The following is a 20,272-nucleotide window of genomic DNA, read 5'->3' on the forward strand; positions in this document are numbered from 1 at the left end:
CCCGCAAATAGCATAGCAAAAACCTGCGGTTGCAAAATGGGTAAAAAGCGGAAAGCAACCGGTTTCTCGCCGTCGCCACAGCGTGATGCTTCAGTCGTCCTGCTCCCAAAGCCGCGATGGACTTGACCGGCAAGCTGTGATTGCGTCTGGGGCAGACCGGACAAATTCGGCGAAGGGAGGATCTTGCGGCGTGCAGGGCTGGTTCATCGTCATCATCGCGATTGCCTATGTGACGTTGCTCTTTGCCATCGCAAGCCTGGGTGACCGGCGTTCGGCCACATCGGGTCCTGGCCGAGCGCGGCCCTTCATCTACGCGCTCAGCCTCGCCATCTATTGCACCTCCTGGACCTTTTTCGGCTCTGTCGGCCTTTCCTCGGAGCGGGGCCTTGAATTCCTGGGCATCTATACGGGCCCGGTGCTGGTCTTCGTGTTCGGCTTTCCGCTGCTGAACCGCCTCGTCAGGCTGGCGAAATCGGAGAAGATCACCTCGATCGCCGACTTCCTCGGGGCGCGCTACGGCAAGAGCTTCAGCGTCGCCGCCATTGCCACGCTGATCGCCACCATCGGCGCTGTGCCCTATATCGCGCTGCAGTTGAAAGCGATTTCCGGCTCGGTCAGCCTGATGGTCGAGCACTATACCGGCTCGCCCCCGTCATTCGACCCGTTCGTCAGCGACATCTCGCTGGTCGTGGCCATGCTGCTTGCGCTGTTTGCGGTGCTGTTCGGCACCCGCCATGCGGACGCCACCGAGCACCAGGACGGGCTGGTGCTGGCGGTCGCCGTCGAGACGGTGGTCAAGCTCGCCGCCTTCCTGGCGATCGGCCTGATGGTCACCTTCCTTGTTTTCGGCGGCCCGGCCGACATGTTCGCCAAACTCGCTGAGAATACGCCGGTCCGCCAGGCGATGAGCTATTCGACATCGCCAGCGACTTGGCTGGTGCTGACCGGCATCAGCGGCTTTGCCATCATCATGCTGCCACGCCAGTTCTACGTCACCATCGTCGAGAACCGCGGCGAGGCCGAACTGCGCACAGCGACATGGGTGTTTCCGCTCTATCTCGTGGCGATCAACCTGTTCGTGCTGCCGATCGCCTTCGCCGGCCTTGCGCTGGTTGGCACCAGGACCAGCAGCGACCTCTATGTGCTGTCGCTGCCCTTGTTCAATGGCCATGACGTGCTGGCCATGGCAGCCTTCATCGGCGGCCTGTCGGCCGCGACAGCGATGGTGATCGTCGAGAGCGTCGCGCTATCCATCATGATCTCCAACGACCTGGTCATCCCGCTGTTCGTGCGCCGCCTGCTCAAGACCACGACCTCCGAGAACGAGGACTGGTCGACGCTGATCCTCAACGTGCGACGCGCATCCATCTTCATCATGCTGTTCGTCGCTTTCCTCTATTACCGCGAGAGCACCAACAGCGCGCGGCTCTCATCGATCGGCCTGATGTCCTTCGCGGCCATTTCCCAGTTCGCGCCGGCCCTGATCGGCGGGTTGATCTGGCGTGGCGCCAACGGCAGGGGCGCGACACTTGGGATGGCCGCCGGTATCCTCGTCTGGGGCTACACACTGCTTTTGCCCTCTCTCGCCGCACCCGATGCCGACATTATCGTCCGTGGCCTGTTCGGCTTCGACGCCTTGAGGCCGCAGGCACTGTTCGGCACCGTCGCGGAGCCACTGAACCACGGCGTGCTCTGGAGCCTCTCGATCAACACGCTGTTCTTCGTCCTGGGCTCGCTTTCCCGCGCGTCGGTGCCGCTCGAGCGCATCCAGGCGTCCATCTTCGTGCCTCGCGAGACCGGGCCGATGCCGAGCCTGCGCCGCTTCCGCACCGCCATCACCGTCAACGACCTCAAGGACACCATCTCGCGCTATCTCGGCGTCGAACGCACGGAACGCTCGTTTCAGTCCTTCGAAAAGAACAGCGGCACGTCGCTGCAGGGCAACGAGCAGGCAAGCATGGACGTGATCCGCTTCGCCGAGCAATTGCTGGCCAGCGCCGTCGGCTCCTCCTCCGCGCGTCTGATCCTCGAGTTGTTGTTGCGGCGCAATGACCGTGAATCCAAGGACGCCTTCCGCCTGCTCGACGACGCCACCGAGGCCTTGCAGCACAATCGCGACCTGCTGCAGATCGCGCTCGACCAGATGGAACAGGGCATCACCGTCTTCGACCGGGATTTCCGCCTGATCTGCTGGAACCGCCAATATCGTGCGCTGTTCGACCTGCCCGACGAGATGGGCCAGGTCGGCGTCTCGCTCGACCGCATCCTGTATCACCTTGCCGAGCGCGGCGACATTCCGGCCGACCAGCGGGTGGCAATGCTGAACCGCCTGACCAGCTTCGTCAGCCCGTGGCAGATGGAACTGAAGACCAGTGGCCGCATCCTGGAACTGCGCTCCAATCCGATGCCGGACGGCGGCATCGTCGCCACTTACGCCGATATCTCCGGGCGCGTGGAACAGGACCTGGCGCTGAAGCGTGCCAATGAATCGCTGGAGCAGCGCGTCAAGAACCGCACGATCGAACTCACCCGCGTCAATGAGGAGCTGGCGCAGGCGCAGATGCTGGCAGAGGAGGCCAATCTGGGCAAGACGCGCTTTCTCGCGGCCGCCGGCCACGACATCCTGCAGCCCCTGAACGCCGCCCGTCTCTACTGTTCGTCGCTGATCGAAAAGGCCGGCAAGGGGGCGGCGGGAAAGGCAGCGGTCAACATCGAAACATCGCTGGAATCGGTAGAGACCATCCTTGGCGCGGTGCTCGATATCTCCCGCCTCGATGCTGGTGCGATGAAGCCCGATGACACCAGCTTCAGCCTGGATGGACTGCTCAGGCAGATCGGCAATGACTTCCGGCCGCTGGCCGCCGAAAAGAAACTCGACCTGACGATCATGCCGTCGTCGCTCAGCGTGATGACGGACCGCAACCTGCTGCGCCGCCTGATCCAGAATCTCGTCTCCAACGCCATCAAATACACGCGCCATGGCCGTGTGCTGGTGGGCGTGCGGCGGCGCGGCGAATTGGCCGAGATCCAGGTCATCGATACCGGCATAGGCATTGCCGGCGACAAGTTGAACACTGTCTTTCACGAATTCACCCGGCTCGATGAAGGCGCGCGCGAGGCCGAGGGCCTCGGCCTCGGCCTCTCCATTGTCGACCGCCTCGCCCGGGTGCTGCGTCTCGAAATCCGGATCTTTTCAAATCCCGGCAAGGGCACGCGTTTCTCGGTCATCCTGCCAGTCGCGGCCGTGCAGGCGCGCCGCGAGGTCGAAGCCAAGGCCCCAGCGCGCGCCACCACTTCGCTGGCCGGGCTCCGCGTTCTCTGCATCGACAATGATGCCCGCATCCTCGAAGGCATGCGCCTGTTGCTTGAAGGATGGGGCTGTATCGTCGACACCGCTTCCGGCTCACGGGATCTCGGCGGGCCCGGAGCGCATCGTCCAGATATCATCCTCGCCGACTATCATCTCGACGGCGAAACCGGTCTTGGCGTCATCCGAAAACTGCGCACTGTCCATGGCGAAGACATCCCGGCCGTGCTTGTCACCGCCGACCGTTCGAACGAGGTGCGCACCGCCGCCGACAGGCTCGACGTGCAGGTGATCAACAAGCCGTTGAAGCCAGCGGCGCTGCGTTCGATGATGGCGCGTATCCGGCCACTGGCGAAGGCGGCGGAGTGACATCAAGGGAGCGCAATAGTTCGCCGGCTAACCGAGTGCGTCAAGCCCGGCTCCCAAGGCTTTCAAGATAGGCGCAGAACATATCGGCCATCGCGTCGGCGTAGGTCTCGATCTCCGCGGATGTTCGGGGACTTCCCGAGAAATCCTTTCCCACCGCACTGAGGGTCATCATGATCAGTTCGCCGGCCAAGGCGCGGACAGCGTCCGGCGCATCTGGCAGCGCTTCCCGCATGAAGGCCTGGGCGGTGCGCTCGCCCGAGGCCCGCGCCTGGCGCGCCTCGGGCGTATCCCTGTAGAGCGGTGCAGCGTCATTGAGCGCACCACGCACGGCGGCCTCCTCGCATTCCGAGCGGATGAAGGCGTGGACCAGCGAACGCAGCCGATCGAGCGGTGGCTGCCGGGTGTCCTCAAAGATGTCGCGCAACAAGCCGCCCGTCTGCCGCCATTCATCGCTCTGGAGCCTGAACAACAGCGCCGCCTTGTTGGGGAAATACTGATAGAGCGAACCGACACTGACGCCGGCCTTTTCCGCCACGCGCGTGGTGGTGAAACGCTGCGCGCCCTCGCTCGCCAAAACCTGAACAGCAGCCTCCAAAATCGCGGTGACAAGCTCCGTGGCGCGCGTCTGCTTCGGCTGCTTTCGTGAAGAAATTGAAGGACTTGGGCGCTCGGCCATGTCGCACCTCGGCAATGCGAATTGGAAATCTGAAGGATTATTCGTATTTTGAGGGCAACACAACAACGCGATCATTTTCGACAGGATACTTCATGACGACGCTCACCAATGCCCCGCTCGCGCCACTGCTCGCTCGCCTGTTCAAGGAGGCCAGCGCCGCGACCAGTCCCGCCATGGCCGCGCTCTCGCACGACGAGGGGGCACGCCTGCTGCGGAGCAAGACCGAATACCTCGAAGTCTACGGGCAGTTGAAGGATCTTTGGCTCGCGGTTTCGCCGGAGACCGGCACGCTGCTCTACATGCTGGCGCGGAGCAGCGGCGCCCGCACCATCATTGAGTTCGGAACCTCGTTCGGCATCTCGACGCTCTACCTTGCCGCGGCGCTGCGCGACAATGGCGGCGGCCGCCTGATCACCACCGAATTCGAGCCGTCCAAGGTGACGCGGGCCAAGGCCAACCTCACTGAGGGCGGCGTCGTCGACCTCGTGGAAATCCGCGAGGGCGACGCGCTGGAGACATTGAGGGCCGACCTGCCAGAGACGATCGACCTTTTGCTCCTCGACGGCGCCAAGGCGATCTACCCGGAGATCCTGAGCCTGGTCGAGAGCCGCTTGCGGCCGGGCGCATTGGTCATCGCCGACAATGCCGATTTCTCTCCCGAATATCTCGAGCGCGTGCGCTCGCCGGCATCGGGCTACATGTCCACGCCCTTCGGCGAGGATGTCGAGTTGTCCGTGCGGCTCGGTTGAGGCCAGCGCCCTAACGATTGGGGCCAACCGCTCAAACATCCATGCCGCTCCAGGCGCGGCCGTAAGCGTTTACGTCAACCAACGCGCGATCCCGGACCCCCGATCGGGGTTCCCATGCGCAGGTGACGTCATGATCAATCCATTTTTGTCCTCCTGGCGCTCAACGCCGCGCCCTGCCCTGCTTGGCCTTCTACTGTTCTTCTGTGCGGGTTTCGCCGATGGGGCGCTCGTGCCTTTCTTTCCGCTTTGGGCGAGCAGTGAGGCAAGCATTCCCATCGGCGCGATTGGTCTGCTGTTCGGCTGCTACGCCGGCGGCGAACTTTTGGCGGCGCCGCTGATTGGTGGCATCGCGGACCGGATCGGGCGACGGCCGGTGCTGGTCGCATCGTCGCTCGGTGTCGGGACCGGCTTCCTGGCCCTGTTCTTCGTGCATGGCGTCGGCGCGACCGCGGTCGTGCTGCTTTTGACCGGCATGTGCGAGTCGGTGCTTCACCCGACGATCCTGACCGCGATCGCCGATGTGACGCCGCCATCCACGCATCCCCGCTGGTTCAGCCTCGCACGCGTCAGCTCAAGCACCGGGCAGATAGTTGGGCCGGCTTGCGGTGCCCTGCTGGCGCTCATATCGCTGCGCATGGTGTTCCTGGCCGCCGGCGGAATGCTGCTGCTGGGCGGTGTCGTAATGTTGTTCGCCCTCACCGAGACGATGAGTATTGGCCGTGCCGCCGGCGGCGACGACCGTCGCAGCTGCGACGGCGAAGGCGACGAGGAGGGGGAAGGCCTGTCCGCCCTGCTGCCGGCTTTCCGCGACGGCCGGTTGGCGAAACTCCTGCTCTGGGTTGTCCTGTTCGAGGTCGCAGGAAACTGGACCGAGGCGGTGATCCCGCTCTATGCAAGGGATGCCGGCACGTTGACACCGTCGGGCGTCGGCGCGCTGTTCGCCTATGCGGCCGCATTGACCGTCGGCCTGCAGATGCTGGTGAGCCGCATCGCGCGGACACGATCCGCCCTGTGGCTGACGGTCGGCGCCGGCATCTCGACGATTGCCGCCTTCGCTCTGCTGGCGGCCTCGCCAGCGACAGTCGCGTTGATCGTCGCGGTCAGCCTTTGCTCGGTCGCGCAGATGCTGGTCGGGCCGCTCGTGCCGACCGCCGTCAGTGCGCTTTCGCCTCCGGCGCGGCGCGCCTCCTATATGGCGGCCTCGTCCGTGGCTGTCGACCTCAAGGACTCGCTGGGTCCTTCGATAGGCACCGCACTTTACGCACTGGCGCCGCGCTTGCCCTGGATCGCCGGCATTCCCCTGGTGGCGATCGCATCGCTCGGCCTAGGCGCGGCGATCGGGCGAGCACGGCACTCTTCGAACCCCTCCTTCTCCGCACTCGGTGGCGAAGTTGCCAAGTCAACGGAGGGACCGGTGGATCCGTCAAGCGAAGCCGCAGGAATGCCCCATCCTTGAATATCATCGCTGAGAGAGCCGTCTCGGATACGGCCAGCCATCGCGTGAGGCTGGGTCGCCGAAAGCACCGCGATCATTTCGCCGGCTGCAGCGGGTCGCTGCCGATCTTGGACAGCTGGATCACCGCCTGGGTGCGGCTGTCGACGCCGAGCTTCTGCAGTATGGCGGAAACATGCGCCTTGATGGTCGCCTCGGAGACTCCGAGCTCATAGGCGATCTGTTTGTTGAGCAGGCCTTCCGCCAGCATGCCGAGCACGCGGGTCTGCTGTGGCGTCAGCGCCTGCAATCGCTTGATCAGGTCCGAAATCTCGGGATCGCGTTCAATGCCGAGATCGATACCGATGGGCGCGGCGATATCCCCTGCCAAAACCACCTGCACGGCGTTGCGGATTTCTTCCATGCTTGCCGACTTGGAGATGAACCCCGACGCGCCGAGATCGAGCGCACGCCGGATCGTCACCGGATCATCATGCGCCGACACCACGACCATCGGCACGGCCGGATGAATCCCGCGCAGCGAAATCAGGCCCGACAGGCCGCTCGCTCCCGGCATGGACAGGTCGAGCAGCACCAGATCGACATCCTCATTGGCGACGACCAGGGCCTTGGCGCTTTCGAAATCGCCGGCCTCATGGATGGCGGCGACATTGCCGATGCCGGCAAGCGCCTCCCTCAGCGCGCCACGAAAAAGCGGGTGGTCGTCGGCAATGACGAAAGTGTAGCCCGACGGCAAATGCTCCTCCCCAATCCCTGATGATTTTCTGCTTCTTACGGGACCAGGCGGATTATGAGGCGATGCGTCCTGTTTTCAAGCGGCAAAGGTGGCTTGCCGATTTTTCCCCAGGACTTACGACCGCGCTTTCGCTCAGGTCTTTTGAGAATTGAGCTTGGCGCCGTCGCCGCCGCTGTCCTTGTCCATATCCTTGACGATGCCCATGAAGCCGCGCACGAAGCGTTCCATGTAGCTCATCGTCTTGTTGAAATCCTCCTCGCTGGGCAGATTGGATTCCAGACGGGCGGACGGCGAATTCTCGAGCTTGGTGACGCGCTCGTCCAACGCCTTCATCGACGTCTGAAGACGATCGATCTCGTCCTGGTAGGCGGCACGCTCGTCGGTCGCCACTTTGCAGACCAGCTGGCCTGAGGTTTCCTCGCAGATCGACATAGCTCCGGTCTGAGTGTCCATGCGGACATAGCCGTTTGTCGACTTTTCGAGCCGGTAGCGGTCGGCTTCCTCGGAATATGCCGATGCCGCGACAAGCGAGACGAGGGCGGCGGGGATCAAGATGTGCTGCAGACGCATAGTGTCCTCCATGGGCCATTAAAGACAATATAGCCGATCTTTGCGCCGGAAATGGGGAAGAGCCCTGGCTCGGCCTTCCCCGCGTCGCTGGTTCGGACTATAGCGCAGCCATGTCTCAGATTATCTACAAGATAGCACCCGAAACACTGTGGCGAGAGGCCGAAGCCAATGGCCGCTTCACCGGCGCGCCGATCGATGTCGCCGACGGATTCATTCATTTCTCGACGGCAGGGCAAGTCAAGGAAACGGCGGCAAAACACTTCGCCGGCCAGACCGGCCTTCTGCTGGTGGCCATTGACGGCGCCGGCCTTGGCGATCGCCTGAAATACGAGGTCTCGCGCGGAGGCGCGCTGTTTCCGCATCTCTACGGCTCGCTCGATCTCAAGGCCGTGCTTTGGGTGCGACTACTGCCGGTTGGTGCCGATGGCGCCCACCAGTTCCCGGTACTGGAGGCAGAATGAGCGTGCTCGACCGTCTTGGCCAGAAACTGCTGTTCACGTTCGATCCGGAAACCGCGCATGGCATGTCGATCGCCGCGCTGCGGTGCGGCCTGCCGGTTGGCGCGCGGACGGTGCGCGATGCACGGCTGAAAGTGACTGTCTGTGGCATCGAGTTCCCCAATCCGCTCGGCATGGCCGCCGGCTACGACAAGAATGCCGAGGTGCCCGACGCCCTGCTCGGTCTCGGCTTCGGTTTCGCCGAGGTCGGCACGATCACGCCGCTGCCACAGACCGGCAATCCGAAGCCGCGCATCTTCCGGCTGACGTCGGATGAGGCGGTGATCAACCGGCTGGGCTTCAACAATGAGGGGCACGAGGCGGCTGAAAGACGCCTTGCCGCACGCAAGGGGCGAGCCGGCATTGTCGGCGTCAACATCGGCGCCAACAAGGACAGCGCAGACCGCATCGGTGACTATGAACGCGGCGTCGCCCGGTTCGCTGAACATGCCACCTACCTGACGGTCAACATCTCCTCGCCCAACACGCCGGGCCTGCGCAACATGCAGGCGCGCGAACAGCTTGACGAACTGCTTTCGCGCGTCATGGCCGCACGCGCCAGAGCCTCGGCGCAGCCGCCTGTCTTCCTCAAGATCGCACCGGACCTGGTCGAGGCGGAACTGGAAGATATCGCCGCCGAGGTGACCGAAAAGCAGATCGATGGGGTCATCGTATCCAACACCACGATCTCCCGCCCACCGCTGCGCAGCGGCGATGTCGCGCGCGAGACCGGCGGGCTTTCAGGCAAGCCGCTGTTTGTACGCTCGACGATCGTGCTGGCTAAAATGCGGAAGCTGCTTGGCCCTGAACGCGCCATCATCGGTGTCGGCGGTGTCGATTCCGCCGATGCGGCGCTTGAAAAGATCCGCGCCGGCGCCGATCTCGTGCAACTCTACACGAGCATGATCTATGCCGGGCCTGCGCTGCCGGGCAGGATTCTAGCAGGGATGGCTGGTTTCGCGGTCCAGGAGCGACTCGGATCGCTGCGGGAACTGCGCGATGCCGGCCTCGACAGATGGGCCGCCAAGCCGCTTTGAAACCCTAGAATGCCGTGCGCACCCGCAGCCGCAAAATAGCAAGCAGGCTGAAGCCGCGCGCCAGCAGGAAGATGTGTAGCGCGGCCCACAGGCCGTGATTGCCGAAGGCGGGCGCCAGTGTCAGCAGCGCGGCCACAAAAACCAGGAACGACAGCAGCATCATGTTGCGCATGTCGCGCGACCAGGTGGCGCCTATGAAGACCCCATCCATCTGGAACGCCAGCACGCCGCTCAGCGCGGTGAATGCCGCCCAGGGCAGGTAGATGTCGGCGATGGTGCGCACGTCCTGCGAGGTCGTGACGACGGCAACAAGATTGGCGCCGCCGAGCAGCAACACCAGGGTCGCGGCCCCCGCCAGCCCGAAGCCCCAGAACAAGGTCAGCCGCACAGCTTGCCGAAAGGGTTCCTCGGCGCGCGCGCCGACCGCACGGCCCGCCAGTTGTTCGGCCGCGGTGGCGAAACCATCCAGGAAATAGCCGGCGACAAGGAAGAAGTTCATCAGCACGGCGTTGGCGGCCAGTGTCACGGTGCCGAACTGCGCGCCCTGACGGGTGAACAGCGCGAAGGCGGCGAGCAGCGAGAAGGAGCGGATCATGATGTCGCGGTTGAGCGACAGCATGTGCAGGAAGGCCGACATGTCGAGCAGTATATGACGGGGCAATCGGGGTGCGGCGCGGAACCGCGTTACGACGATCGTCAGGCCGAGCAGCATGGCGAGGAACTCACCTGTGACCGTCGCCCAGGCGACGCCGGCGACACCCCAGCCAAGTTCGAGACCGAGCAGGAAGCATAGCACGATGTTGATGCCGTTCAGCACCAGTTGCAGCATCAGCCCGAGCCCGCCCTCGCCACGCCCCAGCACATAGCCCAGGATGGCGTAGTTGATCAGAGAGAAGGGCGCGGCGAGCAGCCTGATGCGGATGTAGACGCCCATCGCTTCGCTGACGCGCGGCCCGGCACCCATGAACCACTGGCCGCCAATGGCCACCAGTGGCGAAAGCGCTGCGAGAATGATGCCGGCAACGACCGCGATCAAGACAGCGCGCCAGAAAACGGCCTGCTCTTCCAACGCGTCGCCGCGCCCGAAAGCCTGGGCGACCAGACCGGTGGTGCCGGAACGCAGGAAATTGAAGGAGGTGAAGACAACATCGAAGATCAGCGCGCCTGCCGCGAGTCCGCCCAGAAGAGAAGCATCGCCGAACTGGCCGACCACGGCCGTGTCGACGAGGCCGAGCAGCGGCGTCGTGAGATAGGCAAGCGTCATCGGCACCGCGATGGCGAGCACGGAACGATTGGTGACGACAAAGGATCTGGCGTCGGCTGGGGATACACCCTTGTCCAAGGATTGCTGCCTTGCTGATTGCGGCTTGATCGAGCGCCCGATGTGCCCCATTTTCCGCACGCCGCGCAATTACTCTTCGCGTAGCGGCCAATGGAATTCCTCGCCTGGCGCGAGCCCGCCGGACATCCCCATGCCCCTGCAGATCGTTCATCATCCCGACTATGACGCCGGTTTTGCCGTCAACCATCGCTTCCCGATGAGCAAGTATCCGCTGCTGATGGAGGCCTTGCGTCAACGCGGGCTGGCGGAGCCCGCCGCGCTCAACACACCCGAGCCGGCGCCGGCATCATGGCTGAAACGCGCCCATGCGGCCGACTACGTCGAACAGGTGCTTGCCTGCGAGGTGCCGGCTAAGATCGAGCGTGAAATCGGGTTCCCGGTGGGCCCGCGTGTTTCGCTCAGGGCGCAAATGGCCACCGGCGGAACGATCCTGGCATCGCGGCTGGCGTTGCGGCACGGCATCGCCTGCAACACCGCCGGCGGCAGTCACCACGCGCGGCATGCGCAAGGTGCCGGCTTCTGTACCTTCAACGATGTCGCCGTCGCCTCGCTTGGGCTGCTTGCCGAACATGCCGCCGCCAACATCCTGGTCGTCGATCTTGACGTGCATCAGGGCGACGGCACGGCCGATATCCTGCGCGACAATCCGCACGTGTTCACCTTTTCCATGCATGGCGAGCGCAATTATCCGGTGCGCAAGATCGCCTCCGATCTCGACGTTGCGCTGCCCGACGGCACCAGCGATGCCGCCTATATCGAGCGGGTCGCCGGCATTCTGCCGGCACTGTCCGGCCTGGCTCGTTGGGACATCGTCTTCTACAATGCGGGGGTCGACGTCCATGCCGACGATCGGCTTGGCCGGCTGTCCCTGTCGAATGATGGGGTGCGTGCGCGCGACGAAACGGTGATCCGCCACTTTCGGACACTCGGCGTACCGGTCTGCGGCGTTATTGGTGGAGGCTACTCCACCGATGTGGCCGCGCTGGCGGCGCGGCACGCCATCCTGTTCGAGGTTGCCTCCCGCTACGCCCGCTGAGTCACTTCCTGTAGTTGGCGATTCTTATCAGAATGAAGGCCGGCACAACGATCGCAGCGCCCAGCAGGATGTAGCCGAGGAAGCGGTCGATGGCGTGAAAACCGAGGTTCCAGAGATCGATGAAGAACTTCTGGATGCCGTAGATCACATCCGACGGAGACCAGCCGAACGCGTTCATGACGAGGCCGACAAGGAAGGAGACAACCAGCAGCTTCAGGATCACCCTGAACGGAGAGTCGCCGAGAAAGCGCGTCAGTGTGGACAAGGCCTGTCTCCAGAATCGGGTGCCCGGATTCGGAGCACGACCGCAGAAATACGCACTTGGTTCCCCCGCTTCAAGCCATGGCAGCGAGTATGCGGCCTGGGCAAGGACGGGACCGGCGTCAGACCGCTCGACCAACCTGCCTCGCCAATCAGCCATTCCCCAGCCTTGACACTTATGTTGCAGTGCAGCAAACTCATCGCTCAAAGGGCAGCCTGTTGAAATTTGTCAGCCAGATTCATCCCTGCGGCCCAGAGATTGAGGGCTCATGCAGTTTCGCCGCCGCAGCAAGGGCGCTTGCGCCAGGATTGCCGCGCAAATGCCCTCAAACATAGCGGATGGACGATTGGAATGAACTACAGGCGTGACATCGATGGCCTCAGGGCCGTTGCGGTGCTTCCGGTCGTGCTTTTTCACTTCGGAGTCTCCGCCATCCCCGGCGGCTTTACCGGTGTCGACATTTTCTTCGTCATCTCCGGCTATCTGATCAGCGGCAGCCTGCTGGATGACCTCGATCGCGGCCAATTCTCGATCGCGCGCTTCTACTGGCGCCGGGCCCGGCGCATCCTGCCGGCCCTGGTCTTTGTCATTTTTCTCACATGCATCGCGGCCTGGTTCATCCTGCTGCCATCGGACCTGCACGAATTCAGCCTGAGCGTCATCGCGGCGTCGACCTTCTGGTCGAACATCTATTTCTGGAAAACGACCAACTACTTCTCGATCGATGCGGAGTTGCGACCGCTGCTGCACACATGGTCGCTTTCCGTGGAGGAGCAGTACTACATATTCGCCCCGATCCTGATGTTCCTGATCTACCGCTATCTGGGCAAGCGCTGGCTCCTCGTGCTGGTGCCGATCGTCATTGGCAGCTTCGTGCTGGCAATCATGGCGACGTCGCTAGCGCCCACCGCCGGCTTCTACCTGCTGCCGACGCGAATGTGGGAACTCATGCTGGGCGCCATGCTCATGCTGAGACGGCCGCCCGCGATCGGAAACCGGCCGCTGAGGGAACTTCTGGGACTGGCTGGCTTCGGCTTGATAGCCTACGGGTTCCTGACGATCTCGGAGAGCGATCCTTTTCCCGGCTACAACGCCCTGTTTCCCTGCATCGGCACGGCGCTGCTCATCTATATCGGCCAGAATCCGCCGACCGCCGACCGACCCGCAACGATTGCCACGCTAATTCTCCAGTTCAGCCCGTTCGTCTGGATCGGCCTGATCTCCTATTCGCTGTATCTCGTTCACTGGCCGATCAACTCGTTTGTCCATTACCTTTCCCTGCAGAACATCAGCGTACCGACGGTCATCGCCATGCTGGCCGGCAGCCTTGCCCTGGCGACATTCTCCTGGAAATTCGTCGAGCAGCCCTTCCGGCAAAAACGGCCGTTCACGGCGCCGCTGCCGATCTTCGCCTTCTCAAGCGCGGCCATCGCGGCGCTGTGCGCTTGCGGTGTCGCCGGCGTGCTCGCCAATGGTTTTCCGCATCGCTTCCCGGATTTCTCCACGCAGAAGGTCCAGGTCGGGGACTGGCGCAACGGCGTCTGTTTCAACGAAGGCTCAACCCCGATAGAAACCTGGAACCTCGCCGATTGCACGCGCACACACGGCTTTGCCACCAATGTCATGCTGTGGGGAGATTCGTTCGCGGCGCATTACGTGCCGGGCCTCGAAGCCAACATCGACAAGATCCAGGCAAACGTTGTCCAGTACACCTATGCCGGCTGCCCGCCGGACCTCTCCTATTTCTCCTACGCACGCCCCAACTGCACGCGTTTCAACAAGCGGGCGTTGACCATCATCCGGGATGCCGGAATCCAGTCCGTCATATTGAGCGGTCGCTGGACCGACTACGAGACCCGAGGGTTCGGCGGCCTTCAGCAGACGATCGACACGCTGCACGGGCTGGGCTTGCGCGTGTATGTCATCGGCCAATCGCCGGAATTCATCGCCGACGTCCAGAAAATCGCTTTCTTCGCCAAGCGGGCGCATGCCGGCAATCTGGAATGGCCCATGGCCATGGACCCCAGGATCAATGAAAAGGTTCAACCCTTTACCAAGGGCGCCACGTTTATCGATCCGCTGACGTCGCTGTGCGATACAAAGGGCTGCTCCTACGCCGACGCCGGCACCGGTCAGTTCCTCTATTTCGACTACGGCCATTTCTCGACGGCAGGGGCAATCCTGGCGGTTTCCAAATACTGGCCGCGCTTGTCAGCCAGCGCCGAATTGGCAAAGGCAAAATGACCGAGCTTGACAGCAACGCTTTTGGCAAATCCAAGCGATGACGCAGACCAACATCCCGTGCAAATGATGTCAAGGCAAGCAGCGGCGAACGCCACAATGGTTAAATATGAGTAAAGCCATTCGTTCTAATTAACTGAAAATACAGCGAAAAATTTTTACTTTTAGATTTACCGCAATGTGCCTGCAATTTTCGCCTGCGAGATAGTCGGCGTCTTTCACATGACGGATCGCACGGCAAAATCAGCTCCCAATGACATGTGTTCCACGGCAGTTCGTGTGACCACGGCGCCGGGCGATCATCCCAAGCGAGAGACATCGGAACCGGAGCACGGCCTGGCTCAAATGGTCGCGCTCTCAAGGAACAAATCCGCGCGTCGAGCGCTGCGCATGTGTGTCTGGAGTAATGCAATGTCCTCTCAAAAACTGACTGCCCTGGCGGGAGTTGCCCTTGCACTCACCGTCTGTTTGAACGGATCGGCCATGGCCGCCGACCTCTCGCCTGCTTCCAATGGTCCCCCGGCTTTCGATTGGAGCGGCGCCTATTTCGGCGCCCATGGCGGCACGGCGTTCACAAAGATGCCGAACCCGTTTGCCGACAGGAACGGCTTCGAGGCCGGCGTGCAGGCAGGCTACAATGTCCAGATGGGTCCGGCGGTTCTGGGCGCCGAAGTCGAAGGCTCCACCCTTGGTGGCGCCGAACACGATGTCCAGGGCGGCAAGGTCAAGGAAAAGTGGCGCGCCGCCGCGAAGGCCAAGGCCGGCCTGAGTTTCAATCAGACGCTGGTGTTCGGAACCGGCGGCGTCGCGCTCACCAAGTTCGAGAAGGGCGACAACCTGACCGACAGCAGCGGGTGGAAGACCGGTTACCTGGTCGGCGCCGGTATCGAACAAGCCTTTGCCGGCGGTCTCTCCGCCAAGGTCGAGTATGATTACATTCGCACGCCGAACGTCGAAACAACCACGGCACTCGGCACATCCAAGTCGACGATCGCAAGCCATGAGTTGAAAGCCGGCGTCAACTACCGGTTCTAGAACGGACTCACCGGACCGCGCCACACCCGCCCTGCCTCGGTCCGGTGACAGTAGCGAACGGAGCCGGCAGCCTCCGGTATGATTGGCCACGCTGCCAGTCCACTGGAAAACTGCTCGCTCCGTTCGTGTGAAATTCGCATGTCGCGTCGTAATGTCGGTGTAATCTTCGCAATCTACCTGCCTGTCGCGAACCTCACGACAGGAATCAGACATGACCATACACGGCACGGGTCGCCTCAAGGGCGTCCTGGGTGCATTTGTCATTGCGACTGTGTTTGCGCTGGCGGGATGCGCCTCCGACATCATGAAGAACTATATTGGACAGCCAATCGAATCCGTCGTCCTCGACTATGGCCCGCCGACCACGGTTGTCGATCTCGGCCAGGGTGAACGGGCGTATCAATGGCGAAAGATATCCACCAACGCGGTCTCAGGCTCATCCAGTGGCGAGGTCCGCCATACCAAGCATGGCACCGAATACGAGACAACCGAGACGCCGGGCTACGTGGAAAGTCGGGAATGCTTCTACACCTTCTATGCAAGGGCTTCCGCGGGCCGCTGGTTCGTGACCAACTTTCGCCAACCCAAGCTCGAATGTGAGTAAATCAGAGCCGCCATCTGGCTCTTGTCGCATCATGGCAATCGTTTACCGCCAGGCCATGGCCCACGCTCCTGCCCGCAACCGGGGATCGCCGCCGGTCCGAACTGACGGAGAATGACATGCGCATCTTGCTGGTGGAGGACGAGCCGGAAATGGCTTCCGTCCTCAAGACCGCGCTGGAACGTCAGGACATCGTTGTCGATCATGTTTCGACGCTCGCCGACGCCGAGGCCATGGCGCGGCTTGGGCATCATGACGCCGTCATCCTGGATCGCCGGCTGCCCGACGGCGACGGGCTCAGCCTCATACCGCGCCTGCGCGCACTTCAGATCGAGGCACCGGTGATCGCGCTGACCGCGATGAGCGGCCTCGATGACCGCGTCGCCGGGCTTGATGCCGGCGCTGACGATTACATGGTCAAGCCGTTCGCCACGGTGGAGCTGGTCGCACGCCTCCACGCCCTGCACCGGCGCTCCTTCACCTCACGCTCCAACCGGACCGTGGTCGGCCGGCTCACCTATGATTTCCGGCACCGCGAAGCGCTGGTCGAGGATCAGGCTCTGGAATTGCCGCGACGCGAGCGTCTCGTTCTCGAAACGCTCATTCGCCGGCCCGGGCGAACCATCATGCGCGGTGCATTGGAAGAGGCCGTCTACGCTTTGGATGACGAGATCGGCTCCAATGCCCTCGACGCGCACATCTCACGGCTGCGCCGCAAACTCGAGGATGTCGCCGCGGGCATCGAGATCCGGGCGATCCGCAACCTTGGCTATCTCTTGCGGGCGGCACCATGAAGGAGATGCGCGCCCGCTCGCTGCAGTGGGTCCTGGTTCGGCGGCTGATCCTGCTGCAGGCGACGACCCTTGTCATATTCATCGTGTTGTGCGTGGCCGCGTTTTGGATCGCCAATCCGCGGCTGCTGATCGACAATGAAGCAGCTGTCGCCGCCCTCAAGAATGCAGTCGACCGCGACAGCAATGGCAAGCTGATCGTCCGTGAAACCGATGAACTTCGGTCGTTTCGCGAAGAATTTCCCAATGTCTGGTACATCATTCGCGACAGCAGCGGCCAGAGCGTCCGCTTTGGGACCGTACCCGACGTCTACAACAAGGATTTTGGTGCTCTGCTGAGCGAAGTCGACCATGCAACCCTTGGATTTTCCGAGGATGATCTGCGGCCCGAAGCCTATATCGAGAAAGCAGCAACCAAGGCGGGCATGATGCAGATCATGGCCGCGACACGATCATCGCGCGGCGAAACCGAAGGACTTGAAGTCAGCATCTCGGCCACTGTCGACGTGGCCAGGAATCCTGATGGCAGCAGGAACTGGGAGAAAGCCCTTCCCGCTCTCGCGGTCATCATCGCGATACTGCTCCTGCCTATCATTCTCGTCATGGGAGTGACGACCCTGGTGACCACACCAGCGGTCGTTCGCCGATCCTTTGCCGGCCTTGTCGATACCGCCGAACAGGCCTCGCGCATCGATATCGATACACGCGCGATGCAACTTCCGGTCAAGCGCGTGCCCCAGGAGATCGCACCGCTGGTCCATGCCTTCAACCAGACGCTTGCGCGACTTGCCCAGGGCTATGACCGGCATAACCGCTTCCTGACCGATGCCGCGCACGAACTGCGAACGCCTATAGCGATCCTGCGGACGCGCGCCGAACTTCTGAAGAAGGAGCCCCAGAGCGTCCGCCTCGTCCAGGATATCGAGCGTCTGTCGCATCTGGCGCAACAACTGCTGGACCATCAAATGCTCGACCGGCCGGCAAGCGAGCGCCAGATCGTCGACCTTGCCGAGCTTGTCAGCCGGGTCGCGGCCGACTTCGCGCCGCTTGCCATCGAGGCTGGCTACGACCTTGCCTTCGAACCGTCCAATGGCAAGGTCCGTGTCGAGGTGAACACACTGCAGATCGAGCGCGCGCTGGCAAACATCATCCGCAATGCAATCGACCATGGCGGGGCCAGGGGTACGATCACGGTGGCGATGGACGATATGGGAGGGGTAGAAGTCCGCGATGAGGGCCCGGGCATCCCCGTGGAAGAGCATGAGAATGTCTTCGAGCCCTTCTATCGCCTGCAGCCGCAATCACATGGAGCGGGACTGGGGTTGAACCTCGCCCGGCAGATAGCTTTGCTGCATGAAGGAACGATCAGGATATTGCAAGGCCCATGGCCGGGTGCCCGCATTCGGATGCAGCTGCCCGTTCATCCGTGACACGTTCACCGGGAAGCCAAGCCCGACAATCGGAGATTTGCCATACACACCACTGCGAGCGCACGGATGCGTGCGCTCGCCTGCAACAACACCGATGTGTCGCCCACCCTGTCCGTCGGCACCTTCCCGAAACGCGGAAGTTTCAGGGGGTACTGGGGGGCGGCAGCTGAGATCCCTGGTTGTCGCCTGTCACGGAATTGCCCATCCCGTTCGCGGAGTTGCCAACGCCGTTGTTGTTCCCGACATCGGAGTTGCCATTGTCGTTTCCGGAATTGCCGTTGCCATTGCCGTTGCCGACATCGTAGTTGCCATTCCCGTCTCCGGAATTGTCATTGCCATTGCCGTTGCCGACATTGGAATTGCCATTCCCGTTTCCCGAATTGTCATTGCCATTGCCGTTACCGACATTGGAATTGCCATTCCCGCTTCCGGAATTGCCATTGCCGTTGCCGGCGCCGGTGTTTCCATTACCGTTTCCATTGCCGCTCCCGGCAATGGCCCAGCTACAGGAAGAGGCAACGGCCAATGCGACAGCAAGCAGCAGCGAGACGATAGGAGCCGATTTGCTGTTGGCCATCGTCGGCCTCAATTGCCGTTGTTGTTGCCGTTGCCGGATCCGATGTTGCCGTTGCCGTTATACGTCCCACCGTTGAAATTCCCGTTGAACGAGCCGAGATTTCCATTTCCGCTGGTGGAGGACGTGTTGCCGTTGCCGTTGAAGGCGCCGACGTTTCCGCTACTGCCGTTGAAGGCGCCGATATTGCCGGTCCCGGAGTTGTGATAACCGATGTTGCCGCTGGCGTTCGGTTTGCCGTTGCCGTTGGCGTTGCCGTTGGCGATGCCGGTATTATGGTTTCCGTTGGCATTACCGTTGCCGAAGCCGAAATTGCCGTTACCGTTACCGTTGCCGTTGCCGATGCCGGTATTGCGGTTGCCGTTGGCATTGCCATTGCCGAAACCGAAATTGCCGTTGCCGTTGCCGTTACCGTTGCCGGTACCGTTGTTGCGGTTACCGTTGCCGTTGCCACTGGCGGCGCCGACGTTGCCGTTGCCGTTACCGTTACCGTTACCGATGCCGGTATTGTGGTTACCGTTACCGTTACCGTTGCCGTTGCCGAAATTGCCGTTGCCGTTACCGTTGCCGTTGGCGGAGCCGGTATTGCCGTTACCGTTGTTGTTGCCATTGCCGGCACCAACATTGCCGTTGCCGTTGCCGTTGCCATTGCCATTGCCGGCAAAGACCTGGCCTACCCCAAATTGAGGCGGCAGCAACACGGGCGCGCACAAAGCCAGGCACGTGAGTGCTGTGATATAGCGTTTCATGACGGTCTCCTTGATCTGTTTCCGAAGAGCCTTGTTCGAAACACCAGATTCGAACAGGTCGTAAGAAGGCGACGACCGGGATCCCTGGCGGGGCGATTGGGGGAGCGCCCTATGGAGTCGCCGGGGGTGAGGGCGAAACTGCAGGAATCCCGATCTTCAGCGGAACCGCTAACGGTCAATGATTGTGATTGCCGTTGCCGTTGCCGTTGAACGCGCCGCCGTTCAGGTTGCCGTTCACGTTGCCGTTGCCGATGCCGTGGTTGGCATTGCCGTTCACGTTGCCGTTGCCGAAGCCGACGTTCCCGTTGCCGTTCGCGTTACCGCTCAGGGCGCCATGGTTGACGTTACCGTTGAGGTTACCGTTGCCGATGCCCCAGTTGCCGTTGCCGTTCAGGTTGCCGTTGAAGGCGCCTGTATTGCCGTTGCCGTTGCCGTTACCATTTCCGATACCGACGTTGCCGTTACCGTTGCCATTGCCACTTCCAATAGAAAATGCGCCAGCATAACCAGTAAAAGCGGTCAATATTGCTGCGGCAAGAATGATCTTTCTCATATCCATATCCTCTTTTTGAGATCTGAGTACTTATTAGCGTTGCCAACAACCACTCTTTAATGGCCAAGTTGACGGTCTCATCATCTCGTCGATGCGAAGCGTAAACAATTGGAATTCACCCATGCGGCGAGTCAGGTTTTAAGCTGGCGGCGCTCTTCGGTTTCACCTCCTGCCCTGCGGGAAAAACCCGACAGACACGCCGGGGAAAAAGGTGTATTAATTCAGCTGGCGCTTGGGGACGTTCTTGCTAGGGGTAGCCCACTT

At 62.1% G+C, this 20,272-nt stretch carries 19 protein-coding genes; 11 read left to right on the forward strand and 8 right to left on the reverse strand.

Translation table 11 applies throughout. The features are described 5' to 3' along the window. The first annotated feature begins 190 nt into the window (after nucleotides 1-190). A complete protein-coding gene (locus ACO07C_RS12600; protein WP_421914487.1) occupies nucleotides 191-3,676 on the forward strand; it encodes a PAS domain-containing hybrid sensor histidine kinase/response regulator in 3,486 nt (1,161 codons plus the stop codon). Between the two features lie 40 nt (nucleotides 3,677-3,716). On the opposite strand, the gene ACO07C_RS12605 is transcribed toward ACO07C_RS12600, so the two are convergent. After that, complete coding sequence (locus ACO07C_RS12605) at nucleotides 3,717-4,352, reverse strand: TetR family transcriptional regulator (RefSeq protein ID WP_421914488.1); 636 nt, start codon at nucleotides 4,350-4,352, stop codon at nucleotides 3,717-3,719. 92 nt (nucleotides 4,353-4,444) lie between these two features. On the opposite strand from ACO07C_RS12605, the gene ACO07C_RS12610 reads away from it, so the two are divergent. After that, complete coding sequence (locus ACO07C_RS12610) at nucleotides 4,445-5,101, forward strand: O-methyltransferase (protein ID WP_421914489.1); 657 nt, start codon at nucleotides 4,445-4,447, stop codon at nucleotides 5,099-5,101. Between the two features lie 130 nt (nucleotides 5,102-5,231). Next, a complete protein-coding gene (locus tag ACO07C_RS12615; RefSeq protein ID WP_421914490.1) occupies nucleotides 5,232-6,557 on the forward strand; it encodes an MDR family MFS transporter in 1,326 nt (441 codons plus the stop codon). Nucleotides 6,558-6,630: 73 nt separating this feature from the next. Here the strand turns inward: ACO07C_RS12615 and ACO07C_RS12620 are convergent, their stop codons facing one another. Both ACO07C_RS12620 and ACO07C_RS12625 read right to left on the reverse strand, forming a co-directional pair. Then, nucleotides 6,631-7,290, reverse strand: a complete 660-nt coding sequence (locus ACO07C_RS12620) for a response regulator transcription factor (RefSeq protein WP_421914491.1) — start codon at nucleotides 7,288-7,290, stop codon at nucleotides 6,631-6,633. 132 nt (nucleotides 7,291-7,422) lie between these two features. Continuing rightward, entirely contained in the window at nucleotides 7,423-7,860 is a 438-nt protein-coding gene (locus ACO07C_RS12625) for a hypothetical protein (RefSeq protein WP_421914492.1), read from the reverse strand. A 110-nt stretch (nucleotides 7,861-7,970) separates the two neighbouring features. Here ACO07C_RS12625 and ACO07C_RS12630 point away from each other — a divergent pair, with 110 nt between their 5' ends. Next, nucleotides 7,971-8,321 (forward strand): DUF952 domain-containing protein, encoded by a 351-nt coding sequence (locus ACO07C_RS12630; RefSeq protein ID WP_421914493.1) that lies wholly within the window; start codon nucleotides 7,971-7,973, stop codon nucleotides 8,319-8,321. Next, the gene (locus tag ACO07C_RS12635) at nucleotides 8,318-9,394 is read left to right on the forward strand and encodes a quinone-dependent dihydroorotate dehydrogenase (RefSeq protein WP_421914494.1); all 1,077 of its coding nucleotides are present in this window, start codon (nucleotides 8,318-8,320) and stop codon (nucleotides 9,392-9,394) included. The genes ACO07C_RS12630 and ACO07C_RS12635 overlap by 4 nt, the downstream gene beginning before the upstream one ends. A 4-nt stretch (nucleotides 9,395-9,398) precedes the next feature. Here the strand turns inward: ACO07C_RS12635 and ACO07C_RS12640 are convergent, their stop codons facing one another. Next, the gene (locus ACO07C_RS12640) at nucleotides 9,399-10,736 is read right to left on the reverse strand and encodes an MATE family efflux transporter (protein WP_421914495.1); all 1,338 of its coding nucleotides are present in this window, start codon (nucleotides 10,734-10,736) and stop codon (nucleotides 9,399-9,401) included. A 130-nt stretch (nucleotides 10,737-10,866) separates the two neighbouring features. Between ACO07C_RS12640 and ACO07C_RS12645 the strand changes: the two genes are divergently transcribed. Continuing rightward, nucleotides 10,867-11,772: a histone deacetylase gene (locus tag ACO07C_RS12645; protein WP_421914496.1), complete on the forward strand. Its 906-nt coding sequence runs from the start codon at nucleotides 10,867-10,869 to the stop codon at nucleotides 11,770-11,772. A gap of 1 nt (nucleotide 11,773) precedes the next feature. Here the strand turns inward: ACO07C_RS12645 and ACO07C_RS12650 are convergent, their stop codons facing one another. After that, nucleotides 11,774-12,037: a DUF6460 domain-containing protein gene (locus tag ACO07C_RS12650; RefSeq protein ID WP_421914497.1), complete on the reverse strand. Its 264-nt coding sequence runs from the start codon at nucleotides 12,035-12,037 to the stop codon at nucleotides 11,774-11,776. Nucleotides 12,038-12,385: 348 nt separating this feature from the next. On the opposite strand from ACO07C_RS12650, the gene ACO07C_RS12655 reads away from it, so the two are divergent. The 5 genes from ACO07C_RS12655 (at nucleotide 12,386) to ACO07C_RS12675 (ending at nucleotide 18,132) form a co-directional block, all read left to right on the forward strand. Then, entirely contained in the window at nucleotides 12,386-14,278 is a 1,893-nt protein-coding gene (locus tag ACO07C_RS12655; protein WP_421914498.1) for an acyltransferase family protein, read from the forward strand. 408 nt (nucleotides 14,279-14,686) lie between these two features. Then, the gene (locus tag ACO07C_RS12660) at nucleotides 14,687-15,310 is read left to right on the forward strand and encodes an outer membrane protein (protein ID WP_421914499.1); all 624 of its coding nucleotides are present in this window, start codon (nucleotides 14,687-14,689) and stop codon (nucleotides 15,308-15,310) included. Nucleotides 15,311-15,521: 211 nt separating this feature from the next. Beyond that, nucleotides 15,522-15,914 (forward strand): hypothetical protein, encoded by a 393-nt coding sequence (locus ACO07C_RS12665; protein ID WP_421914500.1) that lies wholly within the window; start codon nucleotides 15,522-15,524, stop codon nucleotides 15,912-15,914. Between the two features lie 116 nt (nucleotides 15,915-16,030). Beyond that, nucleotides 16,031-16,705 carry a response regulator gene (locus tag ACO07C_RS12670; RefSeq protein ID WP_421914501.1) on the forward strand — a complete coding sequence of 225 codons (675 nt, stop codon included), beginning with the start codon at nucleotides 16,031-16,033 and terminating at the stop codon, nucleotides 16,703-16,705. Next, nucleotides 16,702-18,132 carry a sensor histidine kinase gene (locus ACO07C_RS12675; RefSeq protein ID WP_421914502.1) on the forward strand — a complete coding sequence of 477 codons (1,431 nt, stop codon included), beginning with the start codon at nucleotides 16,702-16,704 and terminating at the stop codon, nucleotides 18,130-18,132. The genes ACO07C_RS12670 and ACO07C_RS12675 overlap by 4 nt, the downstream gene beginning before the upstream one ends. Before the next feature lie 142 nt (nucleotides 18,133-18,274). On the opposite strand, the gene ACO07C_RS12680 is transcribed toward ACO07C_RS12675, so the two are convergent. From ACO07C_RS12680 to ACO07C_RS12690, 3 genes are all read right to left on the reverse strand, one after another. Continuing rightward, complete coding sequence (locus ACO07C_RS12680) at nucleotides 18,275-18,709, reverse strand: hypothetical protein (RefSeq protein WP_421914503.1); 435 nt, start codon at nucleotides 18,707-18,709, stop codon at nucleotides 18,275-18,277. Between the two features lie 8 nt (nucleotides 18,710-18,717). Continuing rightward, entirely contained in the window at nucleotides 18,718-19,455 is a 738-nt protein-coding gene (locus tag ACO07C_RS12685) for a hypothetical protein (RefSeq protein ID WP_421914504.1), read from the reverse strand. A 175-nt stretch (nucleotides 19,456-19,630) separates the two neighbouring features. After that, the gene (locus ACO07C_RS12690; RefSeq protein ID WP_421914505.1) at nucleotides 19,631-20,008 is read right to left on the reverse strand and encodes a hypothetical protein; all 378 of its coding nucleotides are present in this window, start codon (nucleotides 20,006-20,008) and stop codon (nucleotides 19,631-19,633) included. Nucleotides 20,009-20,272: the final 264 nt, after the last annotated feature.

This window comes from Mesorhizobium sp. (genome assembly GCF_965229135.1).
Taxonomy (GTDB): Bacteria; Pseudomonadota; Alphaproteobacteria; order Rhizobiales; family Rhizobiaceae; genus Mesorhizobium.